The 14,261-nt window shown below is 62.9% G+C and carries 16 protein-coding genes; 3 read left to right on the plus strand and 13 right to left on the minus strand.

The genetic code is table 11. The features are described from left to right. Window positions 1-53 precede the first annotated feature (53 nt). From EGJ68_RS12830 to fliK, 3 genes are read right to left on the minus strand one after another with little or no spacing between them, the layout of a single operon-like run. Window positions 54-1,568: a GGDEF domain-containing protein gene (locus tag EGJ68_RS12830; protein ID WP_123034974.1), complete on the minus strand. Its 1,515-nt coding sequence runs from the start codon at window positions 1,566-1,568 to the stop codon at window positions 54-56. Between the two features lie 26 nt (window positions 1,569-1,594). After that, window positions 1,595-1,879, minus strand: coding sequence for an EscU/YscU/HrcU family type III secretion system export apparatus switch protein (locus EGJ68_RS12835; protein WP_123034975.1), 285 nt, complete (start codon window positions 1,877-1,879; stop codon window positions 1,595-1,597). Beyond that, window positions 1,876-2,994, minus strand: coding sequence for a flagellar hook-length control protein FliK (gene fliK / locus EGJ68_RS12840; protein WP_123034976.1), 1,119 nt, complete (start codon window positions 2,992-2,994; stop codon window positions 1,876-1,878). Before fliK ends, EGJ68_RS12835 begins: the two co-directional genes overlap by 4 nt. A 175-nt stretch (window positions 2,995-3,169) precedes the next feature. On the opposite strand from fliK, the gene pomA reads away from it, so the two are divergent. The 3 genes from pomA to EGJ68_RS12855 are packed head-to-tail and all read left to right on the plus strand — an operon-like array spanning window position 3,170 to window position 5,463. Continuing rightward, entirely contained in the window at window positions 3,170-3,934 is a 765-nt protein-coding gene (gene pomA, locus EGJ68_RS12845; RefSeq protein WP_123034977.1) for a flagellar motor protein PomA, read from the plus strand. Then, window positions 3,931-4,866 (plus strand): flagellar motor protein MotB, encoded by a 936-nt coding sequence (locus tag EGJ68_RS12850; RefSeq protein ID WP_123034978.1) that lies wholly within the window; start codon window positions 3,931-3,933, stop codon window positions 4,864-4,866. Before pomA ends, EGJ68_RS12850 begins: the two co-directional genes overlap by 4 nt. A gap of 33 nt (window positions 4,867-4,899) precedes the next feature. Further along, window positions 4,900-5,463: a PilZ domain-containing protein gene (locus tag EGJ68_RS12855; protein WP_123034979.1), complete on the plus strand. Its 564-nt coding sequence runs from the start codon at window positions 4,900-4,902 to the stop codon at window positions 5,461-5,463. On the opposite strand, the gene EGJ68_RS18155 is transcribed toward EGJ68_RS12855, so the two are convergent. From EGJ68_RS18155 to fliQ, 10 genes are read right to left on the minus strand one after another with little or no spacing between them, the layout of a single operon-like run. Beyond that, on the minus strand, window positions 5,464-5,643 hold the full coding sequence (locus EGJ68_RS18155; RefSeq protein ID WP_158283652.1) for a hypothetical protein: 180 nt from the start codon (window positions 5,641-5,643) through the stop codon (window positions 5,464-5,466). Window positions 5,644-5,671: 28 nt separating this feature from the next. Beyond that, window positions 5,672-6,475 carry a flagellar motor protein MotD gene (gene motD / locus EGJ68_RS12860; RefSeq protein WP_123034980.1) on the minus strand — a complete coding sequence of 268 codons (804 nt, stop codon included), beginning with the start codon at window positions 6,473-6,475 and terminating at the stop codon, window positions 5,672-5,674. A gap of 3 nt (window positions 6,476-6,478) precedes the next feature. Next, complete coding sequence (locus EGJ68_RS12865) at window positions 6,479-7,213, minus strand: flagellar motor protein (protein WP_035526387.1); 735 nt, start codon at window positions 7,211-7,213, stop codon at window positions 6,479-6,481. Between the two features lie 46 nt (window positions 7,214-7,259). Next, window positions 7,260-7,967: an RNA polymerase sigma factor FliA gene (locus EGJ68_RS12870; RefSeq protein ID WP_123034981.1), complete on the minus strand. Its 708-nt coding sequence runs from the start codon at window positions 7,965-7,967 to the stop codon at window positions 7,260-7,262. 9 nt (window positions 7,968-7,976) lie between these two features. Next, window positions 7,977-8,801, minus strand: a complete 825-nt coding sequence (locus EGJ68_RS12875) for a MinD/ParA family protein (RefSeq protein ID WP_123034982.1) — start codon at window positions 8,799-8,801, stop codon at window positions 7,977-7,979. A 22-nt stretch (window positions 8,802-8,823) separates the two neighbouring features. Then, a complete protein-coding gene (gene flhF, locus EGJ68_RS12880) occupies window positions 8,824-9,957 on the minus strand; it encodes a flagellar biosynthesis protein FlhF (protein WP_123034983.1) in 1,134 nt (377 codons plus the stop codon). Next, window positions 9,957-12,071 (minus strand): flagellar biosynthesis protein FlhA, encoded by a 2,115-nt coding sequence (gene flhA / locus EGJ68_RS12885; protein WP_123034984.1) that lies wholly within the window; start codon window positions 12,069-12,071, stop codon window positions 9,957-9,959. Before flhA ends, flhF begins: the two co-directional genes overlap by 1 nt. Beyond that, on the minus strand, window positions 12,061-13,218 hold the full coding sequence (gene flhB / locus EGJ68_RS12890; protein ID WP_123034985.1) for a flagellar biosynthesis protein FlhB: 1,158 nt from the start codon (window positions 13,216-13,218) through the stop codon (window positions 12,061-12,063). Before flhB ends, flhA begins: the two co-directional genes overlap by 11 nt. Further along, window positions 13,218-13,994, minus strand: a complete 777-nt coding sequence (gene fliR / locus EGJ68_RS12895) for a flagellar biosynthetic protein FliR (protein ID WP_123034986.1) — start codon at window positions 13,992-13,994, stop codon at window positions 13,218-13,220. The genes flhB and fliR overlap by 1 nt, the downstream gene beginning before the upstream one ends. Next, complete coding sequence (fliQ, locus tag EGJ68_RS12900) at window positions 13,991-14,260, minus strand: flagellar biosynthesis protein FliQ (protein ID WP_027948782.1); 270 nt, start codon at window positions 14,258-14,260, stop codon at window positions 13,991-13,993. Before fliQ ends, fliR begins: the two co-directional genes overlap by 4 nt. Between the last annotated feature and the right edge of the window lies 1 nt (window position 14,261).

A 14,261-nucleotide genomic window follows, 5' to 3' on the forward strand; every position in this document is an offset into this window, starting at 1 on the left:
ACCCCGCAGCGCTAGCGGGAGCGCATGGCGGCGTGGTTTGGGCCATCAGGCGCTCACGGCTTCCTGGCAACGCGCACGCCCTCTTTGCCCTTGGCTTCATACATGGCTTCATCGGCGCGCGCCAAGGCGATTTCCAGCGTGTCACCTTCCTTGATCGCGGTGATACCCAGTGAAATCGACACATCCAGTGGTTTGCCGTTGTCATTGAAGCCGGCATCGAGCACCTCATTGAATGCGCTGACAGCGTAGGTCTCGGCGCCATCAATACCCGTATCCGGCAGAAGAATCACGAACTCGTCACCGCCAAATCGGCACACCACATCGGTCACACGAGCACGGGACTGCAATATGTCCGCGACCTTGACCAACACGAGGTCACCCGCGGCGTGGCCGTAAGTATCGTTGATGTGTTTGAACTTGTTGCAGTCGACGAACACGATGGAGAGCTTCGCCGCATTGCGCTCCCAGCGCGCGAACAATTCGGCCGCGCGCTCGTCAAAGCCGTTGCGATTGTATACACCCGTGAGTTGATCCTTTATCGCCAGATCGGTTTTGTTGCGGATCTCCGTGCGCAGCACTTCGGCCTCGGTTTCCAGCCGTGTCAGCTGCTCGGACAGCGCATCGACTTTTTCCTGCGCATCCCTGTGCTGCTGGCGCTCCGCTTCCACGTGCTCCGCCATGTGCTGCGAAATATTCTGCAGCGTCTCCTCGAAGGCCTTGCGCATGGTTTCCAGGTCGCCACTGCGGCTGGCTGTGCCCAGCACATCGACGTCGGCCGCAACTTGCGTTTGCAGCGATTCGGACCGCTCCACGGAGCGCTCACCACCGCGGGTGACGTCAACCACCAGCTCTTCGAAGCCACCGAGACGCTCGCGCAACGTGTCAAGAAAGTCGCTGGTTTGCAGGCGCTCCTGGCGAATGCGGCTGTCGATACTGTCCATTTCGCGAGTGACTTCGCGCATCAGCGCCTGTGCCTGATCCACCACCGTGATATCCGGCAGCGCATCGCGCAGGGCCTTGCTGCGCACCTGGGAGCCGTTGATGACGTCGATGTGATCCACCAGCCGGTGCACAAGATTGGTGAACAACTCGAGGAAATGATCGTAATCGGCACTGTCACTGGCGCGGCGTTTGAACAGGCCGCGCACACCGCCCTGGGAACGTGATTGCCGTGCCGCCACTTCTTTCAATGCTTCGGTGGCGGAGGCCAGCAGTTCGCCCAGTGCATGCTGACGCGCGCCCTGCGATGTCTCGCCGGAGATCCTGCGCACCAGATCGGTCATCCGTTGATGATCCTCTGTGCGCAGCGGCATGGCCTTGATAATAGAGGACAGACCGGAGAGATCGTGTGAGGCCGGCAAGGTGCCACCGTTATCAGGCGAGTCGCCGGTAACCGCCATTACCACCTTGGCCAGCTGGTCAGACGCAGCAGCCAGCTCGCGCCCGTCGGCATTGTCGTGAATCAGGCGTCTGATCCGCGCCAGAGCTTCGTCAATCGTGTCGCTGTTGCCCTCGGCCATGCGAGCCAGGCGAAGTGTAAGACGTGTGAGAGCTTCTGTGCGCTGCATATTTGTATCCGTTCGGGCGTTTCTCGTTATGCGCTTTCGTCGAGCGATACGTCCAGATAATAAACAAAAGCGAGAATTTCAGCGACTGCAATATAAAGGCTTTCTGGTATTTCGTCACCTAGTGGTATCTGACAGAGCAACTCAACCAGCTTCTGATTTTCGTAAAACGGAATATCGTGCTCCGTGGCCAGGGCGCGAATGCGCTCCGCGACCACGCCCTCGCCGCTCGCGACAACGGTCGGCGCGCCGATGCCGGTGTAGCGCAAGGCGGCGGCGCGCTCCGGTGGCAGCTTGTCGCGTGTATTGCTCATGCGCGGACGTCCAGAGCAGAGGACGGCGCATCGGATACATCGGATACTGTGCTCGGTGCGCGGCTGACCAACCCGGCGAGCGTCAGCCCCCGGTTCGCCAACGCTTTCTCGAGCAGTCCACCGCTCGCCTGCACCAGGCTACGCACCGCTGGCTGCTCACTGATTACCTCCACCGCCAACTGCCCCTGTGCCAGCCGCGCCTCCACCGCCAGCGCACCAAGCCGCGGTAAATCGAGACTCAACTGCAGCCGCCAGCGCTCCTGCCCCTCTGCCTCTTCGCCCTGCTGCGGCTCCCGCTCCAGCCGCAATTGCAGCTGCCTGGGTTCATCCTGCCACAGGAAAGGCAGGCTAAACACCCAGCTGCGTGCGCTGCCTGTGTCGGCTGGCAACGACGCCAGTTGATTCGTGGTGATGGCGGTGAGTGCGGTTTCAAGCTCCTGGCGCAGCCCGAGCAGCGCGGCGGCATCCGCGGCGCGCGTGGGAATGGCGTTGACCTGTTCGAGACGTGCATCCACCTGCGCCAGCACGCGGGCAAGGCTGGTTTTCATATCGGCGGGGGGCGGTGCGGCGCCGGGAGGTTTGCTCGCGGTGTGCATCAGCTGCACCTCGCTGAAGGTGCCAGAGGTGGCAACGGCAGCGCGCACACCGGCAGGGCTCACCAACTGGCTTGCACTGCTCACCCCTCGCAACACCTGTCGCACCAGTGCCAGGCTCTCCGCAGGCAGGGTACGCACGGCGCCTTCGGCAGGCTGTAGCAGGCTGATCACCCGCGCCAGAGCGTTCACCGTCTCTACCCCCGGCGCTGCCGCACCCAGCAGGCGCACATTGCCACCGGGCTCCGCCGCCGCAGCGCTGCCGGGGTTGCCGATAATACGCAACACGGCCTGCGGCTGCAGCTGGCGCACCTCAAGCAGCAGGCGCGCACCCTGTTGCACTGGAATATCCGCTGTTGCGGTGATTTGCAGTCCACCGACCCGCAGCACCAACTCTCCCGTGGGACGCTGCCCGGAAACCAGCGCCGAGAGAGTTTGTCCCACCTGCCAGTTCTTCAGCCACAGGCCAAAATTTTTCTGGTCGGTGCGCGCGGCGGTCAGGGCCAGCTGGATTTCTTCCACGACATCGCCTTACCGTAAAGAATTCGCCGAATGTAGCATGAAAGCCGACCCGCCCGCATCGCAGGGTGCTGACGTACGACGAAGGTTGTCTGTATACTCCTGTCACATTGCAAGCTTGACGTTACAAACAGCATTGAGGCGGTTAGCCTCCTGAAGACCTCGGAGATACGGCTTTATGGATCTGGCAACACTGCTTGGACTGGTGGGCGCCATGGGTGTGGTGATGGCGGCCATCATCACCGGCGGCTCTCCGATCATCTTCATGAACATTCCCTCCATCCTCATCGTCCTCGGTGGCACCGCACTCGTGGTGATGATGAAGTTCACTCTCGGTCAGTTCTTCGGCGCCTTCAAGGTGGCAGCGCGCGCCTTCATGTTCAAGCTGGACGAACCCGAAGACCTCATCACACAAGTGGTTGAGCTGGCCACGATCGCCCGCAAGGAGGGCATGCTGGCGCTGGAGAATGCAGAGATCAACAACGAATTCCTGCGCGACGGCGTGCGCATGTTGATAGATGGCAATAACCGTGATGTGGTGAGTGCTGTGATGAGCAAAGATCTACAGCAAACCATCGATCGCCATAAATGGGGCTCCAAGGTGTTCTCCGCCACCGGCGATGTCGCCCCGGCGATGGGTATGATCGGCACACTCATCGGCCTGGTGCAAATGCTCTCCGCCATGGATGACCCCAAGGCCATCGGCCCCGCCATGGCCGTAGCCCTGCTCACCACCCTCTACGGCGCGGTGCTCGCCAACATGGTTGCCATTCCCATTGCCGACAAACTGGATCTGCGCAAGGCCCAGGAAGGACGCATCAAGGCCATGTGCATTGATGGCGTGCTCGCCATTCAGGAAGGCCAGAACCCGCGCATCATCGAATCCATGCTGAAAGCCTACCTCGAGCCCAAGGAGCGCAACAAGGAAGCCGAGGCGGCATGATCGACTTCGAGGAAGAAGAAGAGTCCAAGCCGGGCGCACCCATGTGGATGGCAACCTTCGCCGACCTCATGTCCCTGTTGATGTGCTTCTTTGTCCTGCTGCTGTCGTTCTCCGAGATGGACGTACAGAAGTACAAACAGATTGCCGGCTCGATGAAAAACGCCTTCGGTGTGCAACAACAGGTGAAGGTGGAGGACATCCCGAAAGGCACCAGCATCATCGCCCAGGAGTTCAGCCCCGGCAAACCGGACCCGAGCCCTGTGGATACCATCCAGCAGGTCACGGCAGACACCACCAGGCCTTCCCTGGAAGTGGGCAACCCCGACGCTCCGCCGCGTGAACTCAGCGACGAGGAGGCGCGGGAGATCGTGCAGCAGGAAATCGAATCCCTGCTGCTGGAGACGCAACAGGACGCAGACGAGTTGCGCGAGATACTGCAGGAAGAGCTCAATACCGGCAAGGTGGATATCGAAACCAACCAGCGCTCTATTGTGGTACGCATTCGGGAAAACGGTTCCTTCCCCTCCGGCTCAGCCGTACTGAACCAGGATTTCCTGCCGGTCATGGTGCGGCTGCGGGATGCGCTGGCGACCATTCCCGGCAAGATTTCCGTGGAGGGGCACACCGATGACGTGCCCATCAGCGGCGGTCAGTTCCGCTCCAACTGGGAGCTGTCAGCTACCCGCGCGCTGTCGGTCACCCATGAATTGCTGGAAGGTGGCGTGCTCTCGGACGAGCGTATTGTGGTGGTCGGCTACGCAGATACGCGGCCCTTTACCTTCAATGACAACCCCGCCGGGCGCGCACTCAACCGCCGCGTGGAACTGGTTATCCGCCAGGGGGCTGAAAGCGCGTCGGAGACCGGCCTGGACAGCATCCTCGAAGGCAACCCGGAAATTCTCGATATTCTCGGCGCTGGCACCGGGCGCTGAGCCGGATCACTATTGCATGCGGACCCACACACCATGACCACACCCAGCGTTGAGCGCAGAAAGTACTACCGGATAAACGATGAAATCCTGCTGCACTACCGCGTAGACGCCGGCAGCGAGGACGAAGATTCGCGGGGGGTTGGAGTGGAGCTCGCCGCAGGCGCCATACTCGCCGAGATCGACCGCGAGCTGAACCAGACTATCAATCGCGTGTGGTCGACCGACCCGGACGTTGCCCGGGCGCTGGGCCTGCTCAATCGCAAGATGTCTGTTCTGGGCTCACTGGCCGGGGAGGCAGAAAGCGGCACGGGGCCGGTGTCCTACCAGCATATGCGTGTCAACTTGAGCGGCACGGGTATTGCCTTTGAAGCGCGCGAGCTGCTGCCGGAGAATACGGCAGTGACGATCGATATCCGCCTGCTGCCATCACACGCCCCCCTGCATCTGTTGGGAAAGGTTGTGGCGACGCCGCAGCCAGTTGCCAATGGCCAGGGCTATTGGACGCGGGTAGAATTTCGCGAGGACACCGACCAGCAGGAAGAACTCATCCGCCACGTGGTGCAGAAGCAGGGCATGTTACTGGCCGATAATCACTGACTAGGCGCGCTCATCGATATTCCCGCCGAGACGCTTCTCGCGTGAGGCGGTTTTTGGTGCGGCTGGCGCCTCATCCTCTTCAGCGGGTTGCGCGGGTTGCTTGCGTGGCTTGTCGTCACGCTTGACCGGGCGTATCCGCGTGAGGGGGGTAAGCCCCCGGTCGTCCACCGGCTCTACCATGGGACCTCGCTCGGGCGGCAGTCCCGGGCTAGCGGGCCTGCGTTCGCTCGTCGTTAACGCCTGTGTTCAACGCCAGCACCACCAATACCACGCGCCGGTTTTCGGCTCTTCCGGCTTCTGTTTCATTGCTGGCCGACGGGTTTTGCTCCCCAAAGGCTACCGCAGAGAGGCGCGCGGGATCAATGCCGCTGCTTTCGAACAGGCGCACCACCGAGGACGCCCGCGCCGCAGACAACTCCCAGTTCGAGGGAAACAAGTCATTGCGGATGGGCACGTTGTCGGTATAGCCCTCCACGCGCACGCGGTTGGGAATGGGAGCCAGTACGCCGGCAATGCGGCTCAGCACAGGCACTGCACGCGCCAACAGTACGCCACTACCGCTGGGAAACAGCAACGTTGAATCGATTTCCAGCTCCACCCAGGCATCGTCGACGGCCACACGCACTTGCTGGGAGGCAACTTCGCTTTCCACCTCGCCGCTCAGGGTGCCCGCCAGGGCATTCAGGTCGGCGCCGCCCTGCTCTGCCTCATCCGTGCCGGAAGGCACGCGCAGCGGTACGGAAATGGAGTTCTGCGCCAGGTTCGCCGCTACCTGTTCCGCCGGCACCGAGCTGCGCACCAGCTCGCCGACCTGGATCGGGTCCAATGAGCGCTGGGGGGCACCAAACGCCGTGACAATCGAGTCGGACAATACCCGGTAGCTGCCCTCATTGGCGGTGGACAGGGAGTACATCACCACGAAAAACGCGAACAGCAAGGTGATGAAGTCCGCATACGACACCAGCCAGCGGTCCTGGCTATCGGATATCTCGGGCGGACGACGGCGGCGCATAAGCTATTGCAAATACCCTTCAAGCTTGCTGCTGATCGCGCGCGGGTTGTCGCCATCGGCAATCATGACGATACCGTCGATCACCATCTCCTGGTACTGCAGCTGCTCCGCTGCAATCGATTTCAGTTTGTTGGCAATCGGCAGGAAAAACAGGTTGGCAAAACCCACCCCGTAGATAGTGGCGACAAAAGCGACCGCAATGCCCGCACCCAGCTCTTCCGGGTCTGACAGGTTCTGCATGACGTGGATAAGACCGAGCACGGCGCCGAGAATACCGATTGTTGGCGAGTAGCCGCCCATGGCTTCGTATACACGCGCCGCACGGGCCTCGCGCACGTGGGCGTTGTCCACCTGTACCTCAAGCACCCCGCGAATCACGTCCGGATCAAAGCCGTCCACCAACAGACCCAGGCCCTTGTTGACGAAAGCGTCGGTACCACCGGCAGTGAGCTTTTCCAGCGCCAGCAGGCCGTCGCGGCGCGCGGTACGGCTCCAGCCCAGCACCTCCTCCATCAGCGCCTCGCGCGGGAACTTCGGCGGAAATACAATCCAGCGCAGGCGCTGCAAGGCCAGCGCGAAGTCGGCCAGGGGTGTTTGCACCATAACCGCACCCAAGGTGCCCCCCGCGACAATCATAAACGCCGTCAGCTGCATGAGGGCGCCAACCTCGCCGCCCTCCAGCATGTTGCCGACCACGATCACGCCCACCGCCAGGGTAACACCCAGCAGGGTAAGCATGTCGAAGGACACGCGCGAACCGGGCTTCCCAGCCACTAGCTTCTCCTCACTCTTTCCACGCTTCCAGCGTTACACGCAGGCGGGCTACCGCCTGACCGTGCAACTGTGATACCCGCGACTCGGAAACACCGAGCACGAGGCCGATTTCCTTCAGGTTCAAGCCATCGCCATAATACAGCGACATCATCAGTTGTTCTTTTTCCGGAAGTTGCGCCACCGCCTGCTGCAAGGCCTCATGAAAACCCGCCTCGCCCACCTGGCGCAGGGGGTCGACCTGTTCATCGCCGGCGCACAGGGCGACATCGTCGTCCAGCTGGCACATGCGGGCACAGGCCAGCTCCCCCGCCAGGCTCTGGTACTCGGCCAGCGACAGGGACAATTCCGCGGCGATTTCCGCCTCCCGGGCCGGCCTGCCTTCACGCAGGCTCGCGCTGTTGATGGCCTGCGCCACCCGGCTCAGGTTGCTCTGCACACTGCGTGGCAGCCAGTCGCTGCCGCGTAACTCATCGAGCATGGCACCCTTGATGCGTATGCCGGCGTAAGTGGCAAAACTCGCCCCCTGTTCCGGGTCGTGCTGTTCACGCGCCTGCAGCAGGCCGATCAACCCCGCCTGCATCAGGTCGTCCAGCTCAATACTGGCAGGGAGTTTTGCCGCCAGGCGCAGGGCAATCTGCTTGACCAGCGGCAGGTACTCGCGCACAAGCGCATCGACACCGGTCTGCGCTACGTGTTGATAGGCGGCTGTGCGATCCATGAGCCGGCGTCAGCCTGTTTTTCCCCTGGCGGCAAGCATACGCTCAATGAAGAATGCCATCCCGCCACCCATGGGCTGCGGCGGCTCCGCGCTGATGCGCGCGGCAATCTCCAGCAGGGCACGCGCCGAAGACGAGCGCGGGTACTCCAGCACCACCGCGCGCTGCGCCTGTACCGCCTTGCGCAGAAAATCATCGCGCGGCACGCTGCCCAGCCAGCGCACATTCACGTCAAGGTAGGTATCGGTGGCATTGCACAGCTTGGCCAGCAACTGCCGGCCCTGCCATTCGGAGTCCATCATGTTGGCCAGGATGTCGAAGCGCTTGACGCCGCAATCGCGGTTGAGCACCTTGATCAGGGCGTAGGCGTCGGTCAGCGAGGTGGGTTCGTCGCACACCACCACAATCACGCGCTGACAGGCGCTGGTGAAGGTCAGCACGGTGGGGTCGATGCCGGCGCCGGTGTCCACGATCAGTGTATCCACCGGTTGTTCCAGCTCACTGAAGGCCTGCACCAGCCCCGCCTGCTCGGCTGGGGCCAGGTTGGCCATGCGCGCCACGCCGGAGCTCGCGGGCACCACGGTAATGCCGCCGGGCCCGGGGAGAAGAATTTCCTGCAGCGTTTTCTCGCCGGACAGCACATGGCTGATGTCCCACTTGGGGCGCAGGCCCAGCGCAACATCGACATTGGCCAGGCTCAGGTCGGCGTCGAATAACAGGACTGACTGTCCCTGCCGGGCGAGCGCTGCAGCAAGGTTCACGGAGACGTTGGTCTTGCCCACCCCCCCTTTACCACTGGTTACTGCAATAACGTTCGTGGGGGCCTGTTCGCCCATGTCAGGTTTTCCTGTTGTTCATTCAACTTGCCATGGCTGTCATGCCAGCCCGTGAGGACGGCACCGCATCCGCTCGCCGCCGCTGTCGCAGCCAATCTGCTGCCAGCGCGATCAGCTCTCCAGCCCTGGCTGGCTGCAGGTCATCCGGCACGCGTTGCCCGCTGCTGGTATACGCTACCGGCAACTGCGCGCGAATCAGGGTATCCAGAGTACCACCCACACCCGCTGCCTCGTCCAGCTTGGTGATGATAGCACCGCTCAAGCCCTGCCTTCCAAGTGAATGCACCAGCTCGCGTGTGGGCGCCACACCGACAGAGGCTGACAGCACGCCCAGCACCGTCACCGGGACGGGGCTGTCACGCAGCAGCTCAATCTGCTTCAGCAGGCGGGGGTCGCGCTGGCCCATGCCGGCGGTGTCGACAAAAATGTGGCGACGATTGCGGAAGTCGCGCAGCGCGGCATACAGCTCGGGGCCGTCGCTAACGCTCTGCAGCGGCACATCCAGCAGTGTCGCGAAGGTTGCCAGCTGCTCTTGGCCGCCTATCCGATACTGGTCCATGGTAATCAGGCCCACCTGCTCGCGGCCGTGACTGAGCGCAGCGCGGCCCGCCAGCTTGGCGATGGTGGAGGTTTTCCCCACGCCGGTGGTGCCCACGCAGGCTACCACCCGGGTGCCGCCGGGCAAGCCATCCGGCAGGGTGAGCAGGCGCGCCTCGAGTGCGGCCAGAGTGCGCTGCCAGAGCGCCTCCAGCCCACCGCTGGCCGGCAGGGCATCGGTAATGCCCTCGCTGAGCGCGCGGGAGAAACCCATGCGCGCCAGCCGCTGATTGAGCGTGGCGCGAATCGGTGCCTTGGCGGCGCTGTCGCGCCAGTTGCGCTGCTGCAGCTCGGTTTCCAGCAGGGAGCGCAGGTTGGCCAGCTCGTTCTGCAGCTGCAGCATGCCGAGTTCGTTCTCTACCGGTGGCGCCACCACCGCGGCGGGCTGTTCGCTCACGGCCGCGGCCTGTTCCACCGCTTCCAGGTTGCAGGCCGCGACCACTTCAACACCATCGGCAACGCGACGGTTGCTCAGGATAACGGCCTCCGCGCCGAGCGCTTCGCGCACCAGCGCCAACGCGCTGCGGCTGTCCCGGGCATTGAATCGTCGTATGTTCATCACTTCGCTCCCTGTAGGGCACCGGCACTACCGCCGATGGTGGCAACCACCTTGATCGTCTTGGTCGACGGTATCTCGTCGTAGGCCAGTATGTAGAAATTCGCCATGCGTCCGCGCAGCAGTCGCGACAGAAACAGGCGGATATTGCCCGCCACCAGCAGCACGGGATTCTTGCCCTCGGCCTCCAGCTTCGCAGAGGCCTCCAGCACCTGGCGAATCACACTGTCCAGCAGTGACGGTTCAAGCCCGCCCGCCCCTTGATGGATTGAACCCAGCAAGATCTGTTCCAGTTTCGAGTCCAACGCCATCACCGACATCTCATCCGCGGTGCCATTGATGTTCTGGAAGATGGAGGCCCCCAGGGCAATGCGGACTTTGGCGGTCAAAGCGTCAGAATCCTGACCCTTGCCCGACTGATCCGCCAAAGCTTCGGCGATTGTGCGCATATCGCGCACCGGAATCCCCTCCTCCAGCAGGTTCTGCAATACCCGCGTCACATCGCCCAGCGACATGGCACTGGGTACCAGGTTTTCCACCAGCTTGGGCGAGGAGCGCGCGAGTTTGTCCAGCAGCTGCTGCACGCCGTCCTGGCCGATCAGTTCACGTGCGTGGTTCTTCAGCAGCTGGCTCAGGTGGGTGGCGATAACGGTGCTGCTGTCCACCACGGTATAGCCCTTGGTCTGGGCGTCGCCGCGCTGGCCCGGATCGATCCACACGGCATCCAGGCCGAATGTCGGGTCACGCGTCGCCACACCCTCGAGGTCGCCAAAGGTCTGCCCCGGGTTGATCGCCAGTTCACGGCCGGGAAACACTTCGCCCTCGCCGACCACCACATCGTGCAGGCTGATGCGGTAGGCATTGGGGGAGAGGTCGAGGTTGTCGCGTATGTGGACGGAATGCACCAGGAAACCCAGCTCCTGAGACAGCTTCTTGCGCACGCCCTTGATGCGACTGAGCAAATCACCACCCTGGTTGCGATCAACCAGGGAAATCAGCCGGTAGCCCACCTCCAGGCCGATTTCATCCACCTCGGCCACGTCATCCCAGCTCAGTTCGGTATTTTCCGGGCTGCGCTCGGGCCGCACCGGCTCCGGCTCCACCGCGCCCACCTGCTGTGACTGCCAGCGCAGGTAGCCCATGACCCCCAGCAACGCGGCGATCGGCACGAAAACCACGCCGGGCATGCCCGGCACGAAACCGATGAGGCCGATAATACCCGCGGCCACAAACAGAATGCGCGGGTTGGAGGTGAGCTGCAGTGTCACCTCGGCCCCCATGTCCTGGGCGCTGGACACGCGGGTGACGATGATCGCCGCCGCCGTGGAGAGCAGCATGGAGGGAATTTGTGCCACCAAGCCATCGCCAATAGTCAGCAGGGTATAGTTCTGCGCCGCATCCGTGGCGCTCAGGTTGTGCTGCAGCATGCCGATGGTGATGCCGCCAAGCACGTTGATCAGCAGAATGAGAATGCCGGCGATGGCATCGCCGCGCACGAACTTGCTGGCACCGTCCATGGCCCCGTAGAAATCAGCCTCCTGCGACACTTCCTCGCGACGGCGCAGGGCCTCGTCCTGACTGATCAGGCCGGCATTCAGGTCAGCATCAATCGCCATCTGCTTGCCGGGCATGGCGTCCAGGGTAAAGCGCGCGGTGACTTCTGAAATGCGCCCTGCACCCTTGGTCACCACCACGAAGTTGATGACCACGAGAATGGTAAACAGCACCAGACCCACCGCGTAACTGCCGCCCACCACGAATTCACCAAAGGCTTCGATCACCCGTCCCGCAGCGGCGGTACCGGTGTGTCCCTCGAGCAGGACCACCCGGGTGGATGCCACGTTCAGGCCCAACCGCAACAGGGTTGCAATCAACAGCACCGTGGGGAAAGAGGCGAAATCCAGCGGTCGCGAGGAATACACCGCGGCCATCAGCACAATAATTGCCAGAGCGATATTGAAGGTGAACAACAGGTCGAGTACCAGCGGTGCCAGCGGCAATACAATCATCACCAGCATCAGCATCAGCACGATCGGCGTGCCGGCACCGGTCAGCACAGTCTGCCAGGACAATCCCGGAGCGCCCGGCGCTACTGCGGCGGCGTTCTCATTCGCCATCGGTGGCATCCTCGTTCATCAGGTCTTCATATTCCGGCGGAATTTCCAGTGCCGTGGGGCGTGGTACGTAATCGGTGGGGCCCGCGCGACGCAACTGGAACAGGTAGGCCAGCACGCGCGCCACCGCCAGATAAAGCCCGCGGGGGATTTCCGCCCCGATGTCCGTGGAGGCATACAGTGCCCGCGCCAGCAGGGGTGCTTCGTACATGGGCACCTGGTGCGCACCGGCCACGCTGCGAATGTGCAGCGCGATCAGGTCGCGCCCCTTGGCCACCACCCGCGGCGCGCCGCTGCCCTCGGCACTGTAGGCAATGGCGACGGCGTAATGGGTGGGGTTGGTGATGACCACATCGGCCGTGGGCACATCCGACATCATGCGCCGTTGGGCGACCTCCCGCTGCAACGTGCGGATGCGCTGCTTGATCTCGGGGCGGCCATCGGTCTCTTTCATTTCGTCGCGTACTTCCTGCCGCGTCATGCGCAATTTGCGGTGGAAGTCCCAAAGCTCGAAGGGCACGTCAAACAGCGCAATCAGCGCCATGGAAGCGCTGAGCAACAACAGGCTCCAGGCCAGCAGGGCAGCCGTCGACTGGCTGGCAGCACCGGGCGCCAGGCTGCTGAGCTGCAGGATGTCCCGCTGCAGCAGGCCGAACAGGGCGAAGGTCACCGCCAGGATGAGCAGGAACTTGAGCAGCGCCTTGGCCAGTTCCAGCAGGCCCTTGAGCGAGAACACCCGCGCCAGCCCTTTCACCGGGTTGATCTTGTCGAAGCTGAAACTCATCGACTCAGCGGAGAATGCCCAGCCCCCCATCAGCAGGGGCCCGGCAAAGGCAGCCACCAGCGACACCAGCAGGAAAGGTGCCAGCAACACCAGCGCCGAGGACATCATGTGCATGAAGTGCACCGGCAGATGCACCGCATTGAACACCAGCTCCCGGTCCGCCGAGAACGCCTCCGACGCCAACTGGAACATGCCGTCCACCATGGCCGGGCCGAGGGTCAGCAGGCTCGCAGCAGCCGCGAGCAGCGTAACAGTAGTGTTGAGCTCCTTGGAACGCGGCACCTGGCCCTTGCGCCGCGCTTCCTGTTTGCGGCGCTCGGTGGGTTCTTCTGTACGTTCCTGCCCGGACTGCTGCTCGTCTGCCATCAGAACACCATCAGTGTCTGTTCAATGCCGGCTTCCAGAAAACGGCGCATGGCCGCAATGAACGCGGGCATACCGAGCAACAGGAACACGAAACCGACCAGAATGGTCACCGGGAAGCCCACCGCGAAAATATTCAGCTGCGGCGCAGCGCGCGTGATCACGCCCAGCGCGATGTTGGTCATCAGCACGGCGGTCAGCGCCGGCAGCGCGAGCACCAGGGCACTGGCGAAAATACCGCCACCCAGCCCCGCCAGGTTGGCAAAGGTGCCCGGGTCAAACCCGGGCTGCCCCGGCGGCAGCAGCACCAGACTGTCACCGAAGGCCGAGAGCAACAGCAGGTGACCGTCGATCGCCAGGAACAGCAGAATGGAGAGGATGGTATTGAACTGGCTGACCACCGGCACCTGCACACCGTTCTGCGGATCCACCGACATGGCAAAGCCCAGGCCCATGCTCATGGCCAGGGTCTCCCCCGCTACCACCACCGACGCAAATACCATTTGCATCACGAAACCCATGGCGGCACCGATCGCCACCTCCCGCGCGGCGAGCAGAATACCCTCGCCGCTGAGCGGGTCGGCCACGGGCGCCACCGGCATCAGCGGTGCCACCAGCGCGGCGATCAAAACCGCCAGCAGTACGCGCACGCGCACGGTGACATTGGCCGCGCTGAATATGGGGGCCACCAGCATCAGTGCTGACACGCGCAGGAACGGCCAGTAGTAGAGCTGCATGGCGGCCAGTACCTGATCGATATCGAGCGGCAGGCCACTCATCCCAGCATCCCCGGAATCTCGGTGTAGAGACGCTGGGTAAAGGTGATCGCCACCTGCAGCATCCAGGGGCCGGCGACAAACAGCGCCACCACCAGCGCGATCAGTTTGGGAATGAAGCTCAGGGTCATTTCCTGAATTTGCGTCGCCGCCTGGAAAATACCAATCAACAGGCCCACCGCGAGGGCAGACAACAGCAGCGGCGCCGCCAACAACACCGCCAGCCACAACGCATCCATGCCGACATCCAGGACTGTTTCCGGGGACACA

This window comes from Haliea alexandrii, assembly GCF_003719295.1.
GTDB lineage: Bacteria > Pseudomonadota > Gammaproteobacteria > Pseudomonadales > Halieaceae > Haliea > Haliea alexandrii.

Excerpts from the sequence above, each read along its gene's own strand:
- EGJ68_RS12870 (WP_123034981.1), bottom strand. The coding sequence starts at position 7,967 with ATGGATCGCACAGCCGCCTATCAACACGTAGCGCAGACCGGTGTCGAT.
- flhB (WP_123034985.1), bottom strand. The coding sequence starts at position 13,218 with ATGGCAGACGAGCAGCAGTCCGGGCAGGAACGTACAGAAGAACCCACC.
- EGJ68_RS12835 (WP_123034975.1), bottom strand. The coding sequence starts at position 1,879 with ATGAGCAATACACGCGACAAGCTGCCACCGGAGCGCGCCGCCGCCTTG.
- EGJ68_RS18155 (WP_158283652.1), bottom strand. The coding sequence starts at position 5,643 with ATGGTAGAGCCGGTGGACGACCGGGGGCTTACCCCCCTCACGCGGATA.
- EGJ68_RS12875 (WP_123034982.1), bottom strand. The coding sequence starts at position 8,801 with ATGGGCGAACAGGCCCCCACGAACGTTATTGCAGTAACCAGTGGTAAA.
- EGJ68_RS12850 (WP_123034978.1), top strand. The coding sequence starts at position 3,931 with ATGATCGACTTCGAGGAAGAAGAAGAGTCCAAGCCGGGCGCACCCATG.
- EGJ68_RS12865 (WP_035526387.1), bottom strand. The coding sequence starts at position 7,213 with ATGCTTACCCTGCTGGGTGTTACCCTGGCGGTGGGCGTGATCGTGGTC.
- fliR (WP_123034986.1), bottom strand. The coding sequence starts at position 13,994 with ATGAGTGGCCTGCCGCTCGATATCGATCAGGTACTGGCCGCCATGCAG.
- pomA (WP_123034977.1), top strand. The coding sequence starts at position 3,170 with ATGGATCTGGCAACACTGCTTGGACTGGTGGGCGCCATGGGTGTGGTG.
- flhF (WP_123034983.1), bottom strand. The coding sequence starts at position 9,957 with ATGAACATACGACGATTCAATGCCCGGGACAGCCGCAGCGCGTTGGCG.
- motD (WP_123034980.1), bottom strand. The coding sequence starts at position 6,475 with ATGCGCCGCCGTCGTCCGCCCGAGATATCCGATAGCCAGGACCGCTGG.
- flhA (WP_123034984.1), bottom strand. The coding sequence starts at position 12,071 with ATGGCGAATGAGAACGCCGCCGCAGTAGCGCCGGGCGCTCCGGGATTG.
- EGJ68_RS12855 (WP_123034979.1), top strand. The coding sequence starts at position 4,900 with ATGACCACACCCAGCGTTGAGCGCAGAAAGTACTACCGGATAAACGAT.
- EGJ68_RS12830 (WP_123034974.1), bottom strand. The coding sequence starts at position 1,568 with ATGCAGCGCACAGAAGCTCTCACACGTCTTACACTTCGCCTGGCTCGC.